This is a genomic window from Nitrospirillum karajorum, assembly GCF_036348415.1.
GTDB classification, from domain to species: Bacteria; Pseudomonadota; Alphaproteobacteria; order Azospirillales; family Azospirillaceae; genus Nitrospirillum; species Nitrospirillum amazonense_B.
Genome location: NZ_JAZBQB010000002.1, coordinates 159,946 through 178,308, shown reverse-complemented (window position 1 = coordinate 178,308; position 18,363 = coordinate 159,946). Strand labels below are relative to the sequence as shown.

Genomic DNA, 18,363 nt, shown 5'->3' with positions numbered 1-18,363 from the left:
AGGTCTGCTCCTTCACACCGGAACGATCTCTTCCTCCAGGCAGCCGATCACCCGCCGGTCGGCGAATTCGACCAGGTAGATGGGCGTGCCGCTGTCGACATGGGTGCCGACCTGGACGATCTCCCCCACCGTGCCCGCCGGTTCCAGCAGGGCGTCGGCCGGCATGTCGGGGTAACCGCCGTCGTTGACCAGGTCGGTGACCACGCGCATACGCTGTCCCCATTGGTACAGGGGTTGCCGGGCCTCGATCATGGCCGGCCCCCCAGGACTTGGCCCGGTACCGGCAGGGCGGTGGGCAGGGGGGTGTCGTCATCCTCGGCCGGCGCGAAGACGGCCTCCAACTCCTTGCGCTTCATGCCCACGCGGTTGCCGCTGCCCAGGAATTCGACGCCGTAGATATAGAATTGCTGCAGGAAGGTGCCGATGCTGACGACGTAGCCCTCCTCGCCCTTCTTGGCCAGGATGTCGCCGATCTCCTTCCCGGCATAGGTGCCGTCATTGCGGACGGTGCGCCGGGACCGCACCTTTTCCCCATAGGTGAAGGCGGGCGGGTCAACGATCTCGACCACGTCGCTGTCGCGAACGATATTGCTCATGGCACAACCTCCAGCATGGGGGGCTCCAGCATCGAGGTCCGAGAGAGGCGCGAGGCCACCATTTCCCGCACCAGGATGTCCTCATCCCGGGCCAGATCGGCGAGCTGCGCCACGGGCAGGCGGGTGGCGACCTCGAACCGCACCCGCCAGTCGGGGTCACGCTTCAGGCGGGCCAGCAGGTCGCCCGGCAGGCGTTTGGACACCTCATGCCGCACGCTGGCGTCGGCATCCGCGACCATGCGGATCAGCCACTCCACCGGCGCGCGGGCGGCGACCAGGCGGCGCACCTCCGGCTCCTTGTCGTCGATCATGCGGGCCAGCAGGCCGGGGCCGACGCGGCGCGCCACCATCAGGCGCACGTAATAATCAGAATCCCGCACCATGGGGATCAGGTCCGCCTCCTCCAGCAGGGCGGCGACCCGTATGCGCACTTCGCGGTGGGGATCGTCGCGCAGGCGCAAGGCATAGCGCCGGGGCAGGCGCCGCACGGCGTTCCAGCGCACCGCCTCCTCGGGATCATCCAGCATGGGCGGTAACAGGAAAATGTCGGCGTGCTTGGCGGCGATGGCCCGCACCTCGAAATGCGGATGGCGCACATGGCCATTGGCCAGACCGGGATTCCAGGTGAAGAACCGGTCGATGCGGCGGGCATAGCGGTCGTTGACGCAGGCGTGCTTCAGCCGGCAGCGGCCGGCGGCGTGAAGGGCCGCGTGGGCGCACGTCCCACAGGAAATCACCTGGCCCCGCCAGTCCACGGCTTCATCGATGTCAGTCATGATCATCCTGCCCCATGCGATGAATGACGTTCAGCAGCACCTGGGCCCCGACCTTGTCGCTGGGGTCCAGCTCCAGCAGCTTCAAGACGGCCGCCAAGCCCTCATCCAGGCCACCGGTGCGCATGTGCAGGTAGGCGTAGCCCTTGAGGGTGAACAGGAAGAAGCGGGGCAGCGGCGCGTCGAAGCGGCTGAAATCCGCATCCGTGGCCACGACCTGGCGCCAGTCCGCAGGCAGGTGGTTGTCCTGCGCCGCCTTGGCCAGGCACAGGCGGGCGATATCCAGCGCCTCCTTCAGCCGGCCCTTGTAGAAGTAAAAGCGATAGAGGGCGATCAGGACAGCCGGATGCCAAGGCGCCGCCAGGCGCGCCAGACGCAGGTGGCGTTCCGCCACCTCATCCAGGTGATAGGCCTCGGCGGCGGCGGACAGGTGATGCTGCACTTCCGGCGGCAGACCACCCCCCAGGACGGCGAGGGACAGCACGTCATCATCCGGGATGGGGGACTGCCCGTTCCCGTCAGGGGACATCATCAGGGTCCTGTCCGCCGCCCGCATGGTCCCGTCCCCCGGTTATTGCAGCCGCACGATGGGCGTGGACGCGGTGGCGCAGGACGTGGCCTTGGGGTCGCGGAACACCAGGCCGGTCTGCGCGGCGCCGTCCGCGAAGTCGATGGTGACGCCGGCCAGCAGCAGCCGGCTTTCCGCCGGCAGGAACAGGCGCACGCCGTCACGCTCCACCACCGCGTCTCCCGGTTCAGGGGTCGCGCGGACGCTCATGTCGGCTGACAGGCCGGAACAGCCGCCGGGGCTCAGGACCAGGCGGAAGCCAGCCTGGGGCCCACCATCGGCCCGCAGCATGAAGCGGATGAAGCGCTCGGCCGCCGGGGTGATCGTGAAGGTCATCGCCATCCCCCTCAACCGGCCGCCTGATAGCGGGGATAGGCGGTGTCGATGACACAGGTGTTGTCCACCGGGCAGACGGCGACGCACTGCGGCACATCGAAATACCCGATGCATTCCGTACACTTCTTCGGATTGATGACGAAGGTGCCACCCTTTTCCGAAATCGCCACGTTCGGGCACTCCGCCTCGCAGGCGGAGCAGCTGGTGCATTGTGAGGCGACGATCTTGTAGGCCATGGCTTCGTGTTCTCCCTTGGTAAATGTGGCGCCGGAGCCGGATGCGGCCGGCCCCGGTCCAAACGGAATGCGCGTCAGGCGGCGACGATCAGGGCGCCCTGGCGGATGGCGGCGTCACCGCGCGGGGTGTGGGTCAGCTCTCCGGCGGCCACCTTTTCCAGATAGCCCTTGAACCAGGCGATGGCCGATTTCTCGATGAACTCATGGGCATAGTGGTCCACGGGCTCGATACCGGCCTGCACCAGGTCCGCCTTGGGGCAGCCGCCGATCTTGGCGACAAAGACGGCGTGGCAGTCGTTGATGGCGCGGATGACGGTCTGCAGGCTGTCCTCATCGCCAAAACCACCCTGGCAATAAAGATCGACGCGCCGGTGGCCCACGAACTTGGCGCCGGCGGTGGACAGCTCATAGACCTGGAATTCCTTGGCGTGGCCGAAATGCTCGTTGATGAGACCGGAGCCCTTGGTGGCCACCGCCACCAGCAGCCGGATGTCGCTGTCCGCGCCCACCAGGCCGGCCAACTCCTCCTGCTTGGCGGCCACCTTGGCCACCCGCTCCTCCTCCACCCGCGCCTGATAGGCCTTGCGACCTTCCAGGTCGTAATCCACCTCCATCTCCATGATCTTCTCGGTGGTGAATTCGGCGCTGCGGTCCTCGCCCAGCAGGCCGACGGCATCGGCCCGGCACTGGCGGCAGTGCCGCATCATGTTCATCTCCCCCTCGCAGGCGTCCTGCAGGGCCTTCAGTTCCTGGGCCGTGGGGCCGCGCTGGCCCGTCAGGCCGAAGACGGTGCCGTGTTCAGGCGCGGAGATCAGGGGCATGATGTTGTGCAGGAAGGCGCCGCGCGACTTCACCGCCCGGTTCACCTCCACCAGATGGTGGTCGTTGACGCCCGGGATCATGACGGAGTTGACCTTGCACAGGATCCCGCGCTCGGTCAGCATCTCCAGGCCGCGCAGCTGGCGCTCGGTCAGCAGCCGCGCCGCCTCCACCCCCGTGTAGCGCTGGTGGTTCCAGAAAACCCAGGGATAGATCTTCGCCCCCACCTCCGGATCCACCATGTTGATGGTGATGGTGACGTGGTCGATGTTGTAGCGGGCGATGGTGTCGACATGGTCCGGCAGCGCCAGGCCATTGGTCGACAGGCACAGCTTGATGTCCGGCGCCGTCTGGGAGATCAGCTCGAAGGTCTTGAAGGTCTTGGCCGGGTTGGCCAGGGGGTCGCCCGGCCCGGCGATGCCCAGCACGGTCATCTGCGGGATGGTGGAGGCGACGGCCAGCACCTTCCTGGCCGCCTGCTCCGGCGTCAGCCGCTCGCTGACCACGCCGGGCCGGGATTCGTTGGCGCAGTCATACTTGCGATTGCAGTAGTTGCACTGGATGTTGCAGGCGGGCGCCACGGCCACATGCATGCGGGCATAGTGGTGGTGGGCCTCCTCGCTGTAACAGGGATGGTTCTTCACCTTTTCCCAAATCTCCGGCGGCAGGTCGCCCTGCCCGGCGGCGGACCCGCAGCTGGCCTTGCCGCTGCCGCCCTGCGTGCCGCACCCCTTATGCTCGGCCACCTGCTGCATCACGGCGTCGATGGTGACCAGAGTGCCCGAACCGCCCTGCGATGTGGATGCGTGCATGTCCGTTCCTCTTGTTGGGCCGGCGGATCGCGCCAGCACTCTCGATTGGAAAGTTTGCTTTACGCCTCAAGCGACACGGGGCCGGCGGCTTCCAACTACTAAGCAAAGGCCATGCCACTCATCGGACGGGCGAAAGCGCCAGAATGCTTGGGCTTTCGCCCCGTGGCCCCTGTCCGCTTGCCGACAAACCCAGCGCAAGCCGGACAACACGTCGGCAAGCCGACAGGGTCAGCCGCACAAAATCGAAACCGCCCGCGCCAGGGGCACGGCGACCGGGACCAAACCGTGGGCCGAGAAGAACTTCACCTCGTTGCGCGTCAGGTCGCCGGGGTCCACCACGACGTAATGGCGGTCGCCCGAGCGCTTGGACACCTGCCGCGCGTAGGTCCGCAACAACTGGTCATGGAAGCGGCACCCGACGAACAGGAAGCCGCGCCCCCGCCGCCGTTCCTTGACGATGTCGGGAATGGGTGTCTGGATGTCGATCTCGGTCAGGACCTCGACATAGTCGGCATCGGAGATCAGGAAGTTGCGGACCGGGTCCACGCCGCCATGCGGCTTGTAAAGGACCGTGTCCCAGGCCTCCGCCGCGTCCCGCCCCGTTTCCTGTCCCTGGGCGTCGTAGAAGCGGTACCAGCGATCCTCACCGATGCCGGCGCGGGTGATACCCTGCACCTCCCCCCAGGCCGTCGAGGCCGCCGCCAGGGCCGCGCGCATGGCGCCGTCGTACCAGGTGTCGACGATCAGGGGCACGCCCAACGCCGCCAAGTGATGGTGCAAGGCTGTGGGCGCCATCGGCGCCCGAAACGCCTCCGCCATCAGGGCCGACACCGTGGAACGGTGGCGGGTGCTTTCGATATGCTGCGCGGCCGCCCAGGCGTTGCCCTTGGCCCGGCGGGGCAGCGCCACCTTGGCCGCGAAGAACTCGGCCAGCGCCTCATGCGTCACCGGCGCTTCCGGCAAGTCCGGGGACACTTGCGCCAGGGCCGGCCCCAGATAGGGGACCAGCGCGCCGGCCCGCAGCCGGGCGGCCAGATCGGCCAGCAGTCGCTCCGCCTCAAGTCCGTCCGTCAGAGCGGGAGGCGCCGTCAGGGGGCCTTCCGGGGCCGCGGTCGCTGAAACCGTCATCTCAGTCCTCCTCCCCCCGCTTGCGGGCGTTCACCGTCACAGGCAGGCGCGTATCCGCCGCCATTTCCGGCAGGTCCAGGACCCAGCCGTTGGCGATGCGGATCCAGCCACCCCACAGGCCCTCGTGCTCGGTCTCGACCACCGGCTCCTCCAAATCCTTCTTCGGCACATAGATGGAAAGGCCGCTTTCAGGCGAACGGCGGATCATCACTTTCATGGGGACCGGTCCTTGCGCTGATGTGGCCTTGGGCAGGTTTGCGGGCCCACCCATTTCAGCAAGGGCTGTGCCATTCGAGAAAGCAGCGGAACTCCGCCCTTTCGCCGCGCCGCCCCGCGCATCGCCGCGTCGGGAACCCGACAAGGCCTGTCGCATCCCTTACCGCGCCGGCTCGCTCCGCCGCCGCAAACCGGCCTGTCCCTGTCTTCATTGGCATGGCATGCGGGATGCAGTGGCCAGATGGGGGAAATGGTCCCCGGGGGACCATGTGTCCCCTTGACCCCCGGCGCCCGCGCCGGGGACACTTCCGCCGACAGGAGGTCCCCATGCCCGACAGCGTCACCTACACCGAAAACCTGCTGAACCTGGCCGCCGTCGTCTATCAGCCGGAGGAGGATGTGGACAGCCTGCTGGCCGATTTCGCCCTGGGCCTGCGGGATCAGGGCCGCCGGGTGGGCGGCATCGTCCAGCGCAACCGCCGGAGCGAGTGCGGCCCCGTCAAGCTGATGGACGTTGTGGATCTGCGCAGCGGCCGGGTCATCCCCATCTGCCAGAACCTGGGGCCCGGTTCCGTGGCCTGTCGCCTGGACACGGGCGGGCTGGCGGACGCGGCCCTGGCCGTGGCCGAAGCGGTCGCCGACCGGGTGGAACTGGTGATGGTCAACAAGTTCGGCAAGACGGAGGCCGAGGGACGCGGCCTGCGCGGTGAGATCGCGTCCGCCATCGACGCGGGCCTGCCGGTCCTCACCGCCGTGCCCTGGCGCTTCTACGACGCCTGGACGGCCTTCACCGGCGGCTACGGTACCACCCTGGCCTGCGACGCGGCGGTGGTGGCCGACTGGTGGCAGGAGTGGGCCCGCCGGGCGGAACGGCGGCAGGCTGAGCCAGCCGCCGCTCTACAATAACGCGGGGAACAGGGCCGCGCGGCCCTTATTCCTTGCCGATCAGCACGTCGGAAGACTTGATGATGGCGGAGACGTCGTCGCCGACCTTCAGGTCCAAGTCGTCCACCGCCTCGTTGGTGATGGAGGAAGTGATCAGGCGACCGCTGGCGATCTCGATCTTCACATGGGCCGTGGTCACCCCCTTGGTGACCGCAACGACCTTACCGGCGATGACGTTACGCGCGCTCAGCTTCATTGCTGTTCCGTCCTCAAGTCAACGGCCCCCTCGGGGCCCAGGCACCCGCTCTCGATCCTGGCGGGAATTCAGAATTTCTTGACCTCGATGTTGTGCTTGATCAGCGCATAGCCGACCTGGCGCGGCGTCAGGTTCAACAGCCGTGCGGCCTTGGCCTGCACCCATCCGGCCGTCTCCATCGCCTGGAGCAGGCGTTCCCGTTCCGACAGGCCGTCACCCTGGGCCACCGTACAGGTGCCGGCCTGCGGGCAGCGGCCCTCCCCCTCCTCCGGCGCCGACGCCGGCGCGGGTGCAGGCCCCACCGATGCCGGCTGACGGGGCAGCGGCACCGGGGCCGACGGGCGCGACATGATCTTGAACGCGCTGCCTGGGCCGATGGCGCCCTTCCACAGGGTGGCCGACAGGCATTCGTCATGCCGGCAGGCGAAGTCATCGGCGATGATGCCCGCCTCCTTCGACAGGGTGGCCGTCCGGCGCACGCAATTCTCCAGCTCACGGACGTTGCCGGGGAAGTAGCAGCTTTCCAGGACGGCATAGGCCGAGGAGGTCAGGCTCTTGCGGGTGCCATGTTCCTCGTTGAAGCGCTTCAGGAACTCGCACGCCAGCAGGTTGATGTCCTCGCGGCGGTCGCGCACCGCCGGCAGGAAGATGGAAACGACGTTGATGCGATAGTAGAGGTCGGCCCGGAACTCACCCCGCGCCACCGCATCCTCCAGGTTCTTGTTGGTGGCGGCCACCAGCCGGACGTCGACCTTCAAGGTGCGGGAGCCGCCGACGCGCTCGAACTCCCCCTCCTGCAGCACACGCAACAGCTTGGCCTGGAAAGACGCCGAGATCTCCCCGATCTCATCCAGGAACAGGGTGCCGCCGTGCGCCAGCTCGAAGCGGCCCTTGCGCTGCGTCAGGGCGCCGGTGAAGGCCCCTTTCTCATGCCCGAACAGCTCCGATTCCAGCATGCTTTCGGGAAGGGCGGCGCAATTCAGCTTCACGAACGGGCCGGCGCGCCGTGGCGACAAGTCGTGCGTCGCGCGGGCGAACAGTTCCTTGCCGGTGCCGGATTCCCCGCGCAGCAGCACGGTGGAGTGACTGCGCGCCACGATCTTGATCTTGTCGATGACCGAGCGGATGGCCGGGCTGTTGCCGACAATGCCCTGGGGCCGGGCCTCGCGCTCCACCCGCGCGGTTTCGGACAACTCCTTTTCCAGGCGCCGCTGCGTGCTCATCAGCCGTTCGCGGTCCCGGCCGATCAGGTCGTGCAGCCGCACCGTCTGGCCCACCAGGTTGGCGATCATCACCAGGAAGCGCACGTCCTCATCCAGGCGGAAGGTGGCCTTGCCCTCCCAGATGCGGTCCAGCGTCAGGGTGCCGATGACCCGGTCCCTTTCCTTGATGGGAACACCGATGAAGGAGATGCGCGAGCCGGCGCCCCATTCCGTTGCGGACCAGTCGTCGAACAAGGGATTGTCGGCCACATTCTCCACCACCACCGGCATCTGGGTGGTGACGATCTGGCCGATGGCCCGTTCCGGCAGCCGGTCGAAATAACTCTTGGCGTTCTTTTCCGTCCAGCCCAGCCCCACCACCACCTGGGGCGAACCGTCATCCCCCAGCAAGGCGATGATGCCGTGGTGCATCTCCAGGAAGCTGGACAGCAGCGCCAGGACGTTGGAAAGGGTGGTTTCCAGGCGGGCGGGCACCGCCAGGATCTTGGAAATCTCATACACGCCGTGCAGCGCTATTTCCGCACGGGAAGAGAAGCCACCAGCACGCGTTCGATCGGCCACCGAAAGGGGCGGAGTGGATGTCGCGGACGCATGAGAGGCGGAACCAGTCATAGGCATCGCACGAATCCTTTCGTGTCTTGGGGTCCGCCAATGCGGCGGCGCGACCCCTGCCAACTGCCAGTCCAGTCAAGTACCTGCCACAAAGCTTCGCAGGCGCAGCACGAGACCGCAAGTGAAATTCACAACCCAGGCCAGCGAAATATAATGTTTAGTCGCCGAACCATTCCCCGCAATCGCGTTGATTACATGGACGTTATGTTTACCTGGATATCGCGCGGCCGGGCGAAGAAGGGGGCGGATGTGACTAAAGTATCGGCACCCGCTTTCGCATACGCACCCGCGTTCTGTGGCGTGATGCCACCAGCCGCGGCGATGACCGGCCGCCCGTCGGCGCGCCGGGGCAACCGGTCCACCAGCCGGCGCACCGCCTCGGGCGAAAACTTCTCCAGTTGGATGAGATCGGCATGGGCGGCGGCGGCCAGGGCATCCCCCTCGCCGGTCACCTCCACCATGATCGCGCGCTCCGGCGCCGACCGTTTCAGGCGGGCGATGGCCGCACCCAGATCGTGGGGCGGCTCCAGGAAGACCCGGTGCTCGGGAAACAGCAGGATGGTGTCGGACAGGCCCAGGCGGTGGATGTCCCCGCCGCCAGCCATCACCGCCTTGCACGCCAGTTGGCGGGTATAGGGAACGGATTTGCGGGTGCACAGCACGGCGATGGCGGGATTGGCCGCCCGCGCCGCGTCGACGATGGCGCGCGTCTCGCTGGCCACGCCCGAGGCCCATTCCATCAGCGTCTGCGCCACCTTCCAGCCCGCATGCAGGGCGGCGGCCGTCCCGGAAACCTCCAGCAGCCGGTCGCCCGGGACGTAACGCCCACCCGCCGGCGCCCTATGATCAATGACGGCCCCCGTGCGGGCCAGCAGGCGCGCGGCCTCGTCAACACCGGACAGAACCATGTCCGCCCGGGCCAGGAAGCACATGCGCCCCAGCCGGCCACCGATGCCCAGGGCACGGGTGGTCAGGTCGCCATAGCGCACATCCTCTTCCAACAGCCGCTCGATGGCCGACTCTGGCAGGGGCCAGGCATCGCCCCAGGAGGAAGCGCCCTCCAGGTCCGCCGCCATCAGCCGAACTTGAACAGCACGCCGAACCCACCACGGGGATAGTTCCACTCGACCTCCCCCGTCTTGGCGGTCAGCACCCGGCAGGTGCCGCATTCGACGCAGCCATCCACCACCGCCTCCACCTGCCCCTTGTCGTTCAGGCTGTAGCAGCCGGCGGGGCACAGATGGGTCAGCGCCATCAGCGCCTTGGACGGTTCCGCATGGGGTTTGATCTTGATATGCGGCCGCCCCGCATCCACCAGGTAGCGGTTCTGGAACAGCCGTTCCTCCACCTTCACCGGGGGCGCCTTCGGGGCCGCCCCAACCTCTGTCGTGTTCATCATCGCCAGGACCTCGCCAGTTTGAGGGCGTCGCCGATCAGGCCGGGCAGGGTCCGGCCCTCGCGGAACGATTGGAAAATCTGTTTCTCCTTGGCGCGCTTGTCGACGCCGTCCACCCGGAACCAGGTCTGGGCGGCGGCGCTGAGCAGCTTGGGATAGACGCCGAAGAACTGCTTGTTACGATGCAGGAAATCCGGAATGCGCCGGTACTTCTTCAGATCCTTCATGACGAAGGTCGCCTCCAGCCGGCGCTGGTATTCGGCCAGGTTGGCCTTGCTCGCCACCTCGCGCCGCCGCTTCAGCCACACCACCGTCTCCCCGGCGACGCGGCCCGTGGTCATGGCGAGGTTGGAGCCCTCACGGTGGACGGCGTTCACGAACTGCCCGGCGTCGCCGACCACGATCCACCCGTCGCCGAACAACTCGGGCATGGCGTTGTAGCCGCCTTCCGGGATCAGATGGGCCGCGTACTCCTTGCACTCCGAGCCTTCCAGCAGGGGGCGGACGCTGGGGTGGCGCTTGAACGCCTCCAGCAGGCCATAGGGTGTGCGGCCGCTTTCCGCAAAATCCGACACGATGCAGCCGATGCCGATCGAGATCGATTCCTGGTTGGTGTAGATGAAGCCGGTGCCCGTCATCCCATCGGTGATGGTGCCCATGGCCTCGATCACCGCGCCCTCGTTGCCTTTCAGGTTGAAGCGGCTTTCGATGACCTCGCGCGGCAGGAAGTGCATCTCCTTGACCGCCAGCGCCACCGTCTCCGGCTTCAGCTCCGGCCGCAGGCCGGAGCGTTGACCCACCAGGCCGTTCACCCCTTCGCCCAGGATGACGACGTCGGCGAAGGCGGTGCCTCCCTCCCGGTCGGTGCGGACGCCGATCACCCGGCCCTGGGTATCGCGCAGCAGCTCCGTCACCGTCGTTTCGCACAGCAGGACGACACCGGCCTCCCGCACCTTGCCGCTGAACCACTTGTCGAACTGGGCGCGGATGATGGTGTAGCGGTTGGGCCGCTCCTCATTGAAGTCGTCAGAGCGGTAGTGCATGCCGACGTAGGACGTGTCGTCCATGGTCCACAGCCGCTGCTCGATCACATGGCGTTCCAGGGGCGCGTCTTCGCGGAAGTCGGGGATGATCTTTTCCAGCGCGTCGGCGTAGAGGATGGCGCCCTGCACGTTCTTGGAACCGGGATATTCCCCCCGCTCCAACTGCAGGACCTTCAGCCCTTCCTTGGCCATGGTGTAGGCGGCGGCGTTGCCGGAGGGACCGGCCCCCACCACGATGGCGTCGAACTTTTCCTCAATCATCGCGGGCCTCCTTCAGCCGGCCAGGCGGTTGACGGACAGGTGCGCCTGGAACGCCCGGGTCAGGGCCGGCAGCAGCTCGATGGCGTCGGCGACCACGCCCAGGTGGGCGAAGTCGAAGATGGGGGCGTTGGGGTCGCTGTTGATGGCGACGATGGTGTCCGCCCCCTCCACCCCCACGCGGTGCTGGATGGCGCCGGAAATGCCGGCGGCGATGTACAGCTTGGGCCGAATGGTCTTGCCCGTCTGGCCGATCTGGCGGTCGGCGGTGATCCATCCCTTCTGCACCAGCGGGCGCGAGCCGCCGTAGTCACCGCCCAGCACCTCCGCCAACGCCCGGACCAGCTGGAAATTTTCCGCCGAGCGCAGGCCCAGGCCGCCAGCGACGACGATGTCGGCGTAGGCCAGCTGCGCCTTGTCGCTCTCACGGTCGGCGATGAAGCTCAGCACCTTGGTGACCACGTCGTCTTCCGCGAGGTCCAGCGGGTGTTCGACGATGCGACCCCAGCGCCCCGGTTCCCGCGCCGGCATGGCCATGACGCGCGGGCGCACGGTCGCCATCTGCGGCCGGTAGTTCAGGGTCAGGATGGTGCACAGGAGGGACCCGCCGAAGGTGGGCCGGGTCGCGGCCAACGACCCCTCGTCATCAATGGCCAGTTCGGTGCAGTCGGCTGTCAGGCCGGTCCGCAGCGTGGTCGCCACCGAGCCCGCCAGGTCACGTCCCAGGTTGGTCGCCCCCAGCAGCAGAATTTCCGGCTGGTGGGTGTTGACCAGATCGGTCATCGCCCGCGTGTAGGTCTCATTACGGTAATGCGCCAGGACGGGTGCCGTGACGGTATAGACCAGGTCGGCGCCATGCTCGAACGCGGCGGCAGCCGTCTGGGCGGCGGTGATGCTGTCGCCTGACAGCACCACGCCCGCCAACTCGACGCCGCGCTTGTCCGCCAGCTTGCGCCCTTCCCCCAGCAATTCCAGCGACACCGGATGAACGGCGCCGTGCTCGCATTCCACCACCACCCAGACATGCTTGTAGGCCTTGAACCGTTCCGGCAGTTCCCGTTTGGTGCCCGCCCGTCCGCCGGCGGCGGGTTTGGGAGGCTGTGCGTTGGGTGCGTCGCTCATCGTCTTCTACTCCCTAGGGGGCTGGCCGAGGCTCATCCGGGGCTCACTGCCCGGCGGCGAACCGCAACAGGTCTTCTTCCAGGGCCGGCTGGGTCTGGAAAATCGCGGCCATGACATCGGCCGCCAGCTCATCGGCCGAGCGGTCGTTGGTCGGCACCTGGCGTACCTGCTCCGCCCGGCCCTGGGGGGCGAACACCTTTTTCACAATGGTGGGGGAGCCCTTGAGACCACAGGAGGCCAGGTCGGTGATGCCGGCGTCGGCCGCACTCCACCGCACCACCTGGGCACGGGCGGCGCGATAGGCGTCGTCCAGGCTGCCCCGGCGGATTTCGTTCACACCCTCCAGCATGGTGATCAGCACCGGCAGGCGGGTTTGCAGGACCTGCAGCCCCCCCTCCGCCCGCCGTTCCACCGTGATGGTGCCAGCGGCGGGGTCCAGGTCGGCGATGCGCGCGACGTAGGTCAGCTGGTTCAGGCCCAGGCGCTTGGCGATGCCGGGGCCCACCTGGGCCGTGTCACCGTCGATGGTCTGCTTTCCAGTGAACACGATGGGCGGCACCCCGAACTCCCGCCCCACCTTGTCCAGCGCCGCGGCCAGGGCGAAGCTGGTGGCCAGCGTGTCCGAGCCTGCGAACGCCCGGTCGGTCAGCAGGACGGCGCGGTCGGCGCCAAAGGTCAGCGCCTTGCGCAGCGAATCCTCCGCCATGGGCGGCCCCATGGTCAGCACCGTCACCTCCCCCCCAGGCGGTCGCGCAGGCGCAAGGCCTCTTCCAGCGCGAACAGGTCATAAGGGTTGATGATGGTGGGCACCCCCTGGCGCATGATGGTGTTGGTCACGGGATGGACCCGGATCTGCGCGCTGTCGGGAACTTGCTTCATGCAGACGACGATGTGCATCTCGTGTTCCTTCCCTAACGATCCTCTGGCCCTACCGATCCTCTGGCCCTACCGATCCCATGGATCACATCCATCACTAGGCAAGGGGCGTGCCAGCCGACACAACTCTCTAACCCATTGATTCAAAATCACCACCAGCGGCCGCACGATCTTGGGGGCTTCACTTTGTCGGATAGCCGACACGACCTGTCGCGTCCCGTGCGCGCGCCGTCACGGGGCCTTGGCCCCCTCCAGCGCCGCCAGCGGCACGAAGGGCCTGGCCGCCGGCGGCTTGGGCGCCACCGCGTCGCGGTGCACCTTGAACAGCCGCTCAGCGATGGGGGTGGAGGCGACGAAATCCTGATAGGCCTGTTCCAGATGGCCCCGGCACAGGGCGCGGATTTCAGTGTCGTCCAGGCCGGTGAACGCGTCCTCGACCTCGCTGCCCCGCAGGTATTGGCCCATGCGCCGCAGGATATGCAGGCGCGCCACGCGCACCACCGCCGCGTCGAACGGCACCTCCAGGAACGTGAAGAAATCCTCGGCCGATGACAGCCGCGACAACTCATCCAAGACGCCCATGGTCCCTGTCCTCCGCTTCGGGTTCGTACAACAGCGCGGCCAGCCGGCCCTGGGTATGGGCCAGGCGCGCCTCCAGAAAGGCGATACGGTCCAGCATCAGGGTCAGCGCCTCGCCCACCGGATCGGGGATCAAATGGTGGTCCAGGTCGATCCGCCCGGCGGTGCGCCGCCGGACACGCGGGTCGCGCACCACCCGGCCGGGAATGCCGACCACGGTCATTTCCGGCGGCACGTCCTCGACCACCACGGAATTGGCGCCGATGCGGGCGCCCGCCCCCACCTCAATAGGCCCCAGCACCTTGGCGCCAGCCCCGATCAACACCCCCGACCCGATGGTGGGATGGCGCTTGCCGGGTGACCAGCTGGTTCCGCCCAGGGTGACCCCGTGATAGAGGGTCACGTCGTCCCCCACCTCGGCCGTCTCCCCGATCACCACGCCGGCGCCGTGGTCGATGAAAAAGCGCCGGCCGATGCGGGCGCCTGGGTGGATGTCCACGTTGGTCACCAGCCGCGCGAACCAGGACAGCACGCGGGCGGGAAAACGCAGGCCCCGGCGCCACAGCCGATGGGCCACCCGATGGTGGATGACGGCATGAAGCCCGGGATAGGTCAGCAGGATCTCCACCCTGTGGCGGGCGGCCGGGTCGCGCGCCTTAACGCAGGCGATGTCCTCACCCACCACGCCCCATAATCCCGGTTCCCCCGCCATCGCCGCCTCCCGTCATCGCGGTCAATCGCCAGCCGCCTCGTAGAACTTCAGCAGTTCGCCCTCATTGATGGGGCGCTTCCAGGCCACGGCGCAGTTGCGCACCTCATCCAGGACGCGGCGGGCGCGACCTTCATCGGGGGAAAGGCCCAGCGACTTCAGGGCGTTGTTGATGGCCGCCATCCCTGAATGCTTGCCCAGGACGATGGAGCGCACGCGACCGAACCACGCGGGGTCCAGCGCCTCATAAGTTTCGGGATCGCGCAGCAGGCCGGAGACATGGATACCGAACTCATGGGCGAAGACGGCGGACCCGACGATGGACTTGGCCACCGGGATGGGCCGGCCGGCGGCGGCCGCCACCAGTTCGGCCAGGCCCGTCAGTTGGGTCAGGTCCACGCCCGTATGACGCCCGGCGATGGGCCCCAAGGCCGCCACCACCTCCTCCAAGGCCGCGTTGCCCGCCCGCTCGCCTAGGCCCAGGACGCAGACGCTGGCGTGGGTGGCGCCGCCGCGCACGGCGGCCAGGGTGTTGGCGGTGGCCAGGCCCAGATCGTCATGGCCGTGGAATTCCAGCTCCAGGTCCGTTTCCGCGCAGAGCTGGCGGAAAATCTCGTGGGTGCGGAAGGGGTCCAGGATGCCGACCGTGTCGGCGAAGCGGAAACGATGGGCGCCGGCCTCCTCCGCCGCAGCGACGACGCGCAGCAGGAAATCCATGTCGGCCCGGCTGGAATCCTCACCCCCCAGGGCCACGGCCAAACCCCGGTCGCGGGCGTAGGACACGACGCGGCGGATGCGGGGAATGATGTCCTGGCGGCTGACCTGCAACTTAACCCGGATCTGGCGGTCGGACACGGGGATGGACAGGTTGACCCGCGACAGGCCGGTGCGCAGGGCGGCTTCGACGTCAGCCTCCGTCAGGCGGCACCAGGCGATGGCCGCCGACCGTTCCAGGGAGGTGCCCACGGCGGCCATGGCCTCGATCTCCGCCGGCCCCATGGCGGGGATGCCGGCCTCGATCTCATCCACGCCGGCCGCCTCCAGCTTGCGGGCGATGGCCACCTTTTCCGCCACGGTGAAGGCGACGCCGGGCGCCTGTTCGCCGTCGCGCAACGTGCTGTCGTTGATGACGATGGGCGGTGCTTTCAGCATGCTGCGTCTCCTTTTGGGGGGATGGTCAGGCGAAGGTGGGAACCCGGTCCCGCCACAGGGGCGATTGGGTGCGCAGGCGGCCGACGATGTCGGGCAGGACATCCAGAACCCGGTCGATGTCGGCGCCGGCCGTGTCACGGGACAGCGAAAAGCGGATGGCGCCCCGGATGGCGCCGACGGGCACGCGCATGGCGCGCAGCACATGCGACGGCTCCATGGTGCCCGACGCGCAGGCGGAGCCGGAGGACGCCGCGATCCCGGCACGGTCCAGCATCAGCAGCAGCGCGTCGGCATCCACATAATCGAAGGCGATGCAGGCCGTATTGGCCAGGCGGTGGTCCAGGTCGCCCAGGACATGGCAATGGCCGATGCGGGACAGGACGCCCTGTTCCAGCCGGTCGCGCAGATCCTCGATCCAGCCCCGCTCCGTCTCCAAATAGCGCGCCGCGAGGTCAGCGGCTGCCCCCAGGCCGACGATGCCGGGCACATTCTCCGTGCCGCCGCGCCGCCCGCGCTCCTGCCGGCCGCCGCGCATCAGGGGGCGGAAGGGCACGCCCTTGCGCACATACAGCGCGCCGATGCCCTTAGGGCCATGCAGCTTGTGTCCCGACAGCGACAGCATGTCGATCTCGGTATCCCGCAGCCGCATGGGCACGCGGCCCACGGCCTGCACGGCATCGGTGTGGAACAGGGCGCCAGCGGCGTGGGCCTGGCGGGCCAGGGCCGCCACCGGGAACAGCGTGCCCGTCTCGTTATTCGCCCACATGACGGAAACCAGGGCCGTGCGCGGCCCCAGCGCCCGCTCGAAATCGTCCAGGTCCAGCCGGCCCTCGCCATCCACGCCCACGGTATGAACCGTGACGCCGCGCGTCTTTTCCAGGTGGGCGGCCAGCGCCAGGACGGCCGGGTGTTCCACCGCCGTCGTCACGATCTCGGTTCGGCCGGGCTGGCTGTCCAGGGCGGAGAGGATGGCGGTGTTGTTGGACTCCGTCCCCCCGGACGTGAAGACGACCTCATGGTCATGGGCCGCCCCCAGCAGGGACTGCACCTGCCGCCGCGCCAGCCGGACGCCCTCCGCCGCCGTCGCTCCGAAGGCGTGGGAGGAGGAGGGGTTGCCATACCGCTCCGTGAACCAGGGCAGCATGGCCGCCACCACCTCCGCATCCGTGGCGGTCGTCGCGTTGTTGTCGAGGTAGACGGGGCTCATGGGCTGGTTCCCCCCTGCCGGTTCAGTGCGGGCCCGGCGCGCGGCCCAGGACGGGCACCAGGCGGACGAAGGTCCCCAGGCGCTCCACCACCCGCGCCTGGATGCCCTCCAGCGTCGCGCTGCTGAGGCGGCACATGACACAGGCCCCTGTCAGCCGGACGCGCACGACGTCGCCATCGACCTCCAGCAGTTCACAATCCCCGCCGTCCCGTTGCAGGCCGGGGCGAATTTCCGCGATGGCGGCGCGGATGACCTGGACACGGCGGTCTTCCGTTCCGTCCGGCACCGCGCGGTCGATCGTCTGTTCCTCAAGCGTGGGGATCAGCATGGCCGGCCCCCTCAACCGAAAGACTTGCCGCAGCCGCACGCGGACTTGGCATTGGGGTTGTCGAAGGTGAAGCCCGAGCCTTCCAGCGCCACCACGAAGTCGATGGTGGTGCCGTCCAGCAACTCGTGGCTCTTGGTGTCGACGAAGACCTTCACGCCGTCGTGGTCGATGACGGTGTCTTCCGGCTCCGCGGCGCCGGTCAGGCCCATGCTGTATTTGTAGCCGGCGCACCCGCCGGCATCGACGCTGATGCGCAACCCGCCGGCGGGGTTCGCGGCGCCGGCGATGGCGCTGCGGACGGCGTTCAAGGCACTGGGGGTCAAGTTGATCATGGGGCACCTGCCAGGATGGGTGGATGGGTGACCCCCTTCCCTTGGCAAGGCGCGTGCCATTGGCCAATTCGTTGGAAAACCTGGCGCTTTCCCCCAAGCGCTGTTGCGTTCACGTCCCAAATGTCGGGTTTGCGACAGGGGCGTTTGCTGCAATGGGCGGGGTCGCCATCCCGGAAAGCCCCATAAAAACAGGTGACCGGCGCCCATAAGACCGACCGGCAAAGCGTTTGCAAAGAAGACTGGCGAGGTCCCGCCCGGGGCCGTTCCTTTGATGCATTCCCCGCAGGAGCCTGCCCGATGACGACGCTTGAGAACACCGCCCTGGCCCGCCTAGCCCAGGAAGACCGCCTGATGAACGCCGTGCTGAAGGCGCCGACGACCAAGCCTGGCCGCTTCGGCTTTCGTGGCGACATCGCCCTGAAGTTCCAGCCGCACATCGCCGATGAAAAGCGCCCGCCCGACTACAAGCTGGAACAGGTGCTGACCTATGCCCAGGAAGGGGAAGCCACCCTGCCCGTCCTGGCCGGCTACGTGCATTCCTTCGCCTATCTCAAGGACGTGTCGGAGGTGTTGGCCGGCCTGCTGCGGTCCAGCGGCAAGTATTTCATCTTCTGCAATAACATCGACCTGCTGGCCGGCTATACGGTGACCCTGGACGGCATCGCCTTCATCGTCCTGCCCTGCGATGAATCCACCGTGTGGAAGGAGATGATGGACCTGATGGGCATCGACAAGAACGACCTCAAGAAACTGGACACCGCCGGCAAGCTGGACGTCCTGCTGGACATCGCCCTGCGCTTCGACGGGCGCTATCCGGCCTTGAGCTATGAGGACGGGGTGGCGCGCATGCTGCCGGTCAAGAACCGCAATGAGAACCGGCCGGTTTGACGACGCCCTTTGG

The 18,363-nt window shown here is 67.7% G+C and carries 25 protein-coding genes; 2 read left to right on the top strand and 23 right to left on the bottom strand.

Translation table 11 applies throughout. The features are described 5' to 3' along the window. Positions 1 to 12: 12 nt before the first annotated feature. The 9 genes from UCD39_RS08540 to nifT form a co-directional block, all read right to left on the bottom strand. On the bottom strand, positions 13 to 252 hold the full coding sequence (locus UCD39_RS08540; RefSeq protein ID WP_330495629.1) for a nitrogen fixation protein NifZ: 240 nt from the start codon (positions 250 to 252) through the stop codon (positions 13 to 15). Beyond that, on the bottom strand, positions 249 to 596 hold the full coding sequence (locus UCD39_RS08535; protein WP_330495628.1) for a nitrogen fixation protein NifZ: 348 nt from the start codon (positions 594 to 596) through the stop codon (positions 249 to 251). Before UCD39_RS08535 ends, UCD39_RS08540 begins: the two co-directional genes overlap by 4 nt. Further along, positions 593 to 1,372 carry a 4Fe4S-binding leucine-rich repeat protein gene (locus UCD39_RS08530; protein ID WP_330495627.1) on the bottom strand — a complete coding sequence of 260 codons (780 nt, stop codon included), beginning with the start codon at positions 1,370 to 1,372 and terminating at the stop codon, positions 593 to 595. The genes UCD39_RS08535 and UCD39_RS08530 overlap by 4 nt, the downstream gene beginning before the upstream one ends. Beyond that, positions 1,365 to 1,901 carry a hypothetical protein gene (locus UCD39_RS08525; RefSeq protein ID WP_330495626.1) on the bottom strand — a complete coding sequence of 179 codons (537 nt, stop codon included), beginning with the start codon at positions 1,899 to 1,901 and terminating at the stop codon, positions 1,365 to 1,367. The genes UCD39_RS08530 and UCD39_RS08525 overlap by 8 nt, the downstream gene beginning before the upstream one ends. 39 nt (positions 1,902 to 1,940) lie before the next feature. Continuing rightward, positions 1,941 to 2,273 carry a HesB/IscA family protein gene (locus UCD39_RS08520; RefSeq protein ID WP_330495625.1) on the bottom strand — a complete coding sequence of 111 codons (333 nt, stop codon included), beginning with the start codon at positions 2,271 to 2,273 and terminating at the stop codon, positions 1,941 to 1,943. Between the two features lie 11 nt (positions 2,274 to 2,284). Continuing rightward, positions 2,285 to 2,509: a 4Fe-4S dicluster domain-containing protein gene (locus tag UCD39_RS08515; RefSeq protein ID WP_145734553.1), complete on the bottom strand. Its 225-nt coding sequence runs from the start codon at positions 2,507 to 2,509 to the stop codon at positions 2,285 to 2,287. Between the two features lie 74 nt (positions 2,510 to 2,583). Beyond that, positions 2,584 to 4,083 carry a nitrogenase cofactor biosynthesis protein NifB gene (gene nifB / locus UCD39_RS08510; protein WP_330496525.1) on the bottom strand — a complete coding sequence of 500 codons (1,500 nt, stop codon included), beginning with the start codon at positions 4,081 to 4,083 and terminating at the stop codon, positions 2,584 to 2,586. A gap of 285 nt (positions 4,084 to 4,368) precedes the next feature. Next, positions 4,369 to 5,268, bottom strand: a complete 900-nt coding sequence (locus UCD39_RS08505) for an SIR2 family NAD-dependent protein deacylase (RefSeq protein ID WP_330495624.1) — start codon at positions 5,266 to 5,268, stop codon at positions 4,369 to 4,371. Position 5,269: 1 nt separating this feature from the next. Then, positions 5,270 to 5,485, bottom strand: a complete 216-nt coding sequence (gene nifT / locus UCD39_RS08500; RefSeq protein ID WP_145734550.1) for a putative nitrogen fixation protein NifT — start codon at positions 5,483 to 5,485, stop codon at positions 5,270 to 5,272. Positions 5,486 to 5,811: 326 nt separating this feature from the next. On the opposite strand from nifT, the gene UCD39_RS08495 reads away from it, so the two are divergent. Beyond that, complete coding sequence (locus tag UCD39_RS08495) at positions 5,812 to 6,390, top strand: DUF2478 domain-containing protein (protein ID WP_330495623.1); 579 nt, start codon at positions 5,812 to 5,814, stop codon at positions 6,388 to 6,390. 25 nt (positions 6,391 to 6,415) lie between these two features. Here UCD39_RS08495 and UCD39_RS08490 read toward each other — a convergent pair whose 3' ends face one another. The 14 genes from UCD39_RS08490 to UCD39_RS08425 form a co-directional block, all read right to left on the bottom strand. Beyond that, positions 6,416 to 6,625: a TOBE domain-containing protein gene (locus tag UCD39_RS08490; RefSeq protein ID WP_145734548.1), complete on the bottom strand. Its 210-nt coding sequence runs from the start codon at positions 6,623 to 6,625 to the stop codon at positions 6,416 to 6,418. A 68-nt stretch (positions 6,626 to 6,693) separates the two neighbouring features. Continuing rightward, entirely contained in the window at positions 6,694 to 8,349 is a 1,656-nt protein-coding gene (gene nifA / locus UCD39_RS08485; RefSeq protein ID WP_330495622.1) for a nif-specific transcriptional activator NifA, read from the bottom strand. Between the two features lie 302 nt (positions 8,350 to 8,651). Continuing rightward, positions 8,652 to 9,536, bottom strand: a complete 885-nt coding sequence (modD, locus tag UCD39_RS08480; protein ID WP_330495621.1) for a ModD protein — start codon at positions 9,534 to 9,536, stop codon at positions 8,652 to 8,654. Then, on the bottom strand, positions 9,536 to 9,859 hold the full coding sequence (locus tag UCD39_RS08475; RefSeq protein ID WP_416211179.1) for a ferredoxin family protein: 324 nt from the start codon (positions 9,857 to 9,859) through the stop codon (positions 9,536 to 9,538). Before UCD39_RS08475 ends, modD begins: the two co-directional genes overlap by 1 nt. After that, positions 9,856 to 11,160: an FAD-dependent oxidoreductase gene (locus UCD39_RS08470; RefSeq protein WP_145734546.1), complete on the bottom strand. Its 1,305-nt coding sequence runs from the start codon at positions 11,158 to 11,160 to the stop codon at positions 9,856 to 9,858. The genes UCD39_RS08475 and UCD39_RS08470 overlap by 4 nt, the downstream gene beginning before the upstream one ends. A gap of 12 nt (positions 11,161 to 11,172) precedes the next feature. Further along, entirely contained in the window at positions 11,173 to 12,279 is a 1,107-nt protein-coding gene (locus UCD39_RS08465; protein WP_330495620.1) for an electron transfer flavoprotein subunit alpha/FixB family protein, read from the bottom strand. Between the two features lie 43 nt (positions 12,280 to 12,322). Beyond that, positions 12,323 to 13,012 carry an electron transfer flavoprotein subunit beta/FixA family protein gene (locus UCD39_RS08460; RefSeq protein ID WP_330495619.1) on the bottom strand — a complete coding sequence of 230 codons (690 nt, stop codon included), beginning with the start codon at positions 13,010 to 13,012 and terminating at the stop codon, positions 12,323 to 12,325. Beyond that, positions 13,009 to 13,176, bottom strand: a complete 168-nt coding sequence (locus UCD39_RS08455) for an electron transfer flavoprotein subunit beta/FixA family protein (protein ID WP_322485361.1) — start codon at positions 13,174 to 13,176, stop codon at positions 13,009 to 13,011. The genes UCD39_RS08460 and UCD39_RS08455 overlap by 4 nt, the downstream gene beginning before the upstream one ends. Positions 13,177 to 13,386: 210 nt before the next feature. Then, positions 13,387 to 13,737, bottom strand: coding sequence for a nitrogenase stabilizing/protective protein NifW (gene nifW, locus UCD39_RS08450; RefSeq protein ID WP_145734543.1), 351 nt, complete (start codon positions 13,735 to 13,737; stop codon positions 13,387 to 13,389). After that, complete coding sequence (gene cysE, locus UCD39_RS08445) at positions 13,721 to 14,446, bottom strand: serine O-acetyltransferase (protein ID WP_330495618.1); 726 nt, start codon at positions 14,444 to 14,446, stop codon at positions 13,721 to 13,723. The genes nifW and cysE overlap by 17 nt, the downstream gene beginning before the upstream one ends. Positions 14,447 to 14,467: 21 nt before the next feature. Then, entirely contained in the window at positions 14,468 to 15,595 is a 1,128-nt protein-coding gene (nifV, locus tag UCD39_RS08440) for a homocitrate synthase (RefSeq protein WP_330495617.1), read from the bottom strand. A gap of 25 nt (positions 15,596 to 15,620) precedes the next feature. Further along, positions 15,621 to 16,802: a cysteine desulfurase NifS gene (nifS, locus tag UCD39_RS08435; protein WP_330495616.1), complete on the bottom strand. Its 1,182-nt coding sequence runs from the start codon at positions 16,800 to 16,802 to the stop codon at positions 15,621 to 15,623. A 22-nt stretch (positions 16,803 to 16,824) separates the two neighbouring features. Next, positions 16,825 to 17,130, bottom strand: a complete 306-nt coding sequence (locus UCD39_RS08430) for a NifU family protein (RefSeq protein WP_330495615.1) — start codon at positions 17,128 to 17,130, stop codon at positions 16,825 to 16,827. A gap of 11 nt (positions 17,131 to 17,141) precedes the next feature. Continuing rightward, a complete protein-coding gene (locus tag UCD39_RS08425; protein WP_145734540.1) occupies positions 17,142 to 17,462 on the bottom strand; it encodes a HesB/IscA family protein in 321 nt (106 codons plus the stop codon). Between the two features lie 297 nt (positions 17,463 to 17,759). Between UCD39_RS08425 and UCD39_RS08420 the strand changes: the two genes are divergently transcribed. Continuing rightward, positions 17,760 to 18,350, top strand: coding sequence for a hypothetical protein (locus UCD39_RS08420; protein ID WP_330495614.1), 591 nt, complete (start codon positions 17,760 to 17,762; stop codon positions 18,348 to 18,350). Positions 18,351 to 18,363: the final 13 nt, after the last annotated feature.

Excerpts from the sequence above, each read along its gene's own strand:
- UCD39_RS08540 (WP_330495629.1), bottom strand. The coding sequence starts at position 252 with ATGATCGAGGCCCGGCAACCCCTGTACCAATGGGGACAGCGTATGCGC.
- UCD39_RS08535 (WP_330495628.1), bottom strand. The coding sequence starts at position 596 with ATGAGCAATATCGTTCGCGACAGCGACGTGGTCGAGATCGTTGACCCG.
- UCD39_RS08530 (WP_330495627.1), bottom strand. The coding sequence starts at position 1,372 with ATGACTGACATCGATGAAGCCGTGGACTGGCGGGGCCAGGTGATTTCC.
- UCD39_RS08525 (WP_330495626.1), bottom strand. The coding sequence starts at position 1,901 with ATGATGTCCCCTGACGGGAACGGGCAGTCCCCCATCCCGGATGATGAC.
- UCD39_RS08520 (WP_330495625.1), bottom strand. The coding sequence starts at position 2,273 with ATGACCTTCACGATCACCCCGGCGGCCGAGCGCTTCATCCGCTTCATG.
- UCD39_RS08515 (WP_145734553.1), bottom strand. The coding sequence starts at position 2,509 with ATGGCCTACAAGATCGTCGCCTCACAATGCACCAGCTGCTCCGCCTGC.
- nifB (WP_330496525.1), bottom strand. The coding sequence starts at position 4,083 with ATGCAGCAGGTGGCCGAGCATAAGGGGTGCGGCACGCAGGGCGGCAGC.
- UCD39_RS08505 (WP_330495624.1), bottom strand. The coding sequence starts at position 5,268 with ATGACGGTTTCAGCGACCGCGGCCCCGGAAGGCCCCCTGACGGCGCCT.
- nifT (WP_145734550.1), bottom strand. The coding sequence starts at position 5,485 with ATGAAAGTGATGATCCGCCGTTCGCCTGAAAGCGGCCTTTCCATCTAT.
- UCD39_RS08495 (WP_330495623.1), top strand. The coding sequence starts at position 5,812 with ATGCCCGACAGCGTCACCTACACCGAAAACCTGCTGAACCTGGCCGCC.
- UCD39_RS08490 (WP_145734548.1), bottom strand. The coding sequence starts at position 6,625 with ATGAAGCTGAGCGCGCGTAACGTCATCGCCGGTAAGGTCGTTGCGGTC.
- modD (WP_330495621.1), bottom strand. The coding sequence starts at position 9,536 with ATGGCGGCGGACCTGGAGGGCGCTTCCTCCTGGGGCGATGCCTGGCCC.
- UCD39_RS08475 (WP_416211179.1), bottom strand. The coding sequence starts at position 9,859 with ATGATGAACACGACAGAGGTTGGGGCGGCCCCGAAGGCGCCCCCGGTG.
- UCD39_RS08470 (WP_145734546.1), bottom strand. The coding sequence starts at position 11,160 with ATGATTGAGGAAAAGTTCGACGCCATCGTGGTGGGGGCCGGTCCCTCC.
- UCD39_RS08465 (WP_330495620.1), bottom strand. The coding sequence starts at position 12,279 with ATGAGCGACGCACCCAACGCACAGCCTCCCAAACCCGCCGCCGGCGGA.
- UCD39_RS08455 (WP_322485361.1), bottom strand. The coding sequence starts at position 13,176 with ATGCACATCGTCGTCTGCATGAAGCAAGTTCCCGACAGCGCGCAGATC.
- nifW (WP_145734543.1), bottom strand. The coding sequence starts at position 13,737 with ATGGGCGTCTTGGATGAGTTGTCGCGGCTGTCATCGGCCGAGGATTTC.
- cysE (WP_330495618.1), bottom strand. The coding sequence starts at position 14,446 with ATGGCGGGGGAACCGGGATTATGGGGCGTGGTGGGTGAGGACATCGCC.
- nifV (WP_330495617.1), bottom strand. The coding sequence starts at position 15,595 with ATGCTGAAAGCACCGCCCATCGTCATCAACGACAGCACGTTGCGCGAC.
- nifS (WP_330495616.1), bottom strand. The coding sequence starts at position 16,802 with ATGAGCCCCGTCTACCTCGACAACAACGCGACGACCGCCACGGATGCG.
- UCD39_RS08430 (WP_330495615.1), bottom strand. The coding sequence starts at position 17,130 with ATGCTGATCCCCACGCTTGAGGAACAGACGATCGACCGCGCGGTGCCG.
- UCD39_RS08425 (WP_145734540.1), bottom strand. The coding sequence starts at position 17,462 with ATGATCAACTTGACCCCCAGTGCCTTGAACGCCGTCCGCAGCGCCATC.
- UCD39_RS08420 (WP_330495614.1), top strand. The coding sequence starts at position 17,760 with ATGACGACGCTTGAGAACACCGCCCTGGCCCGCCTAGCCCAGGAAGAC.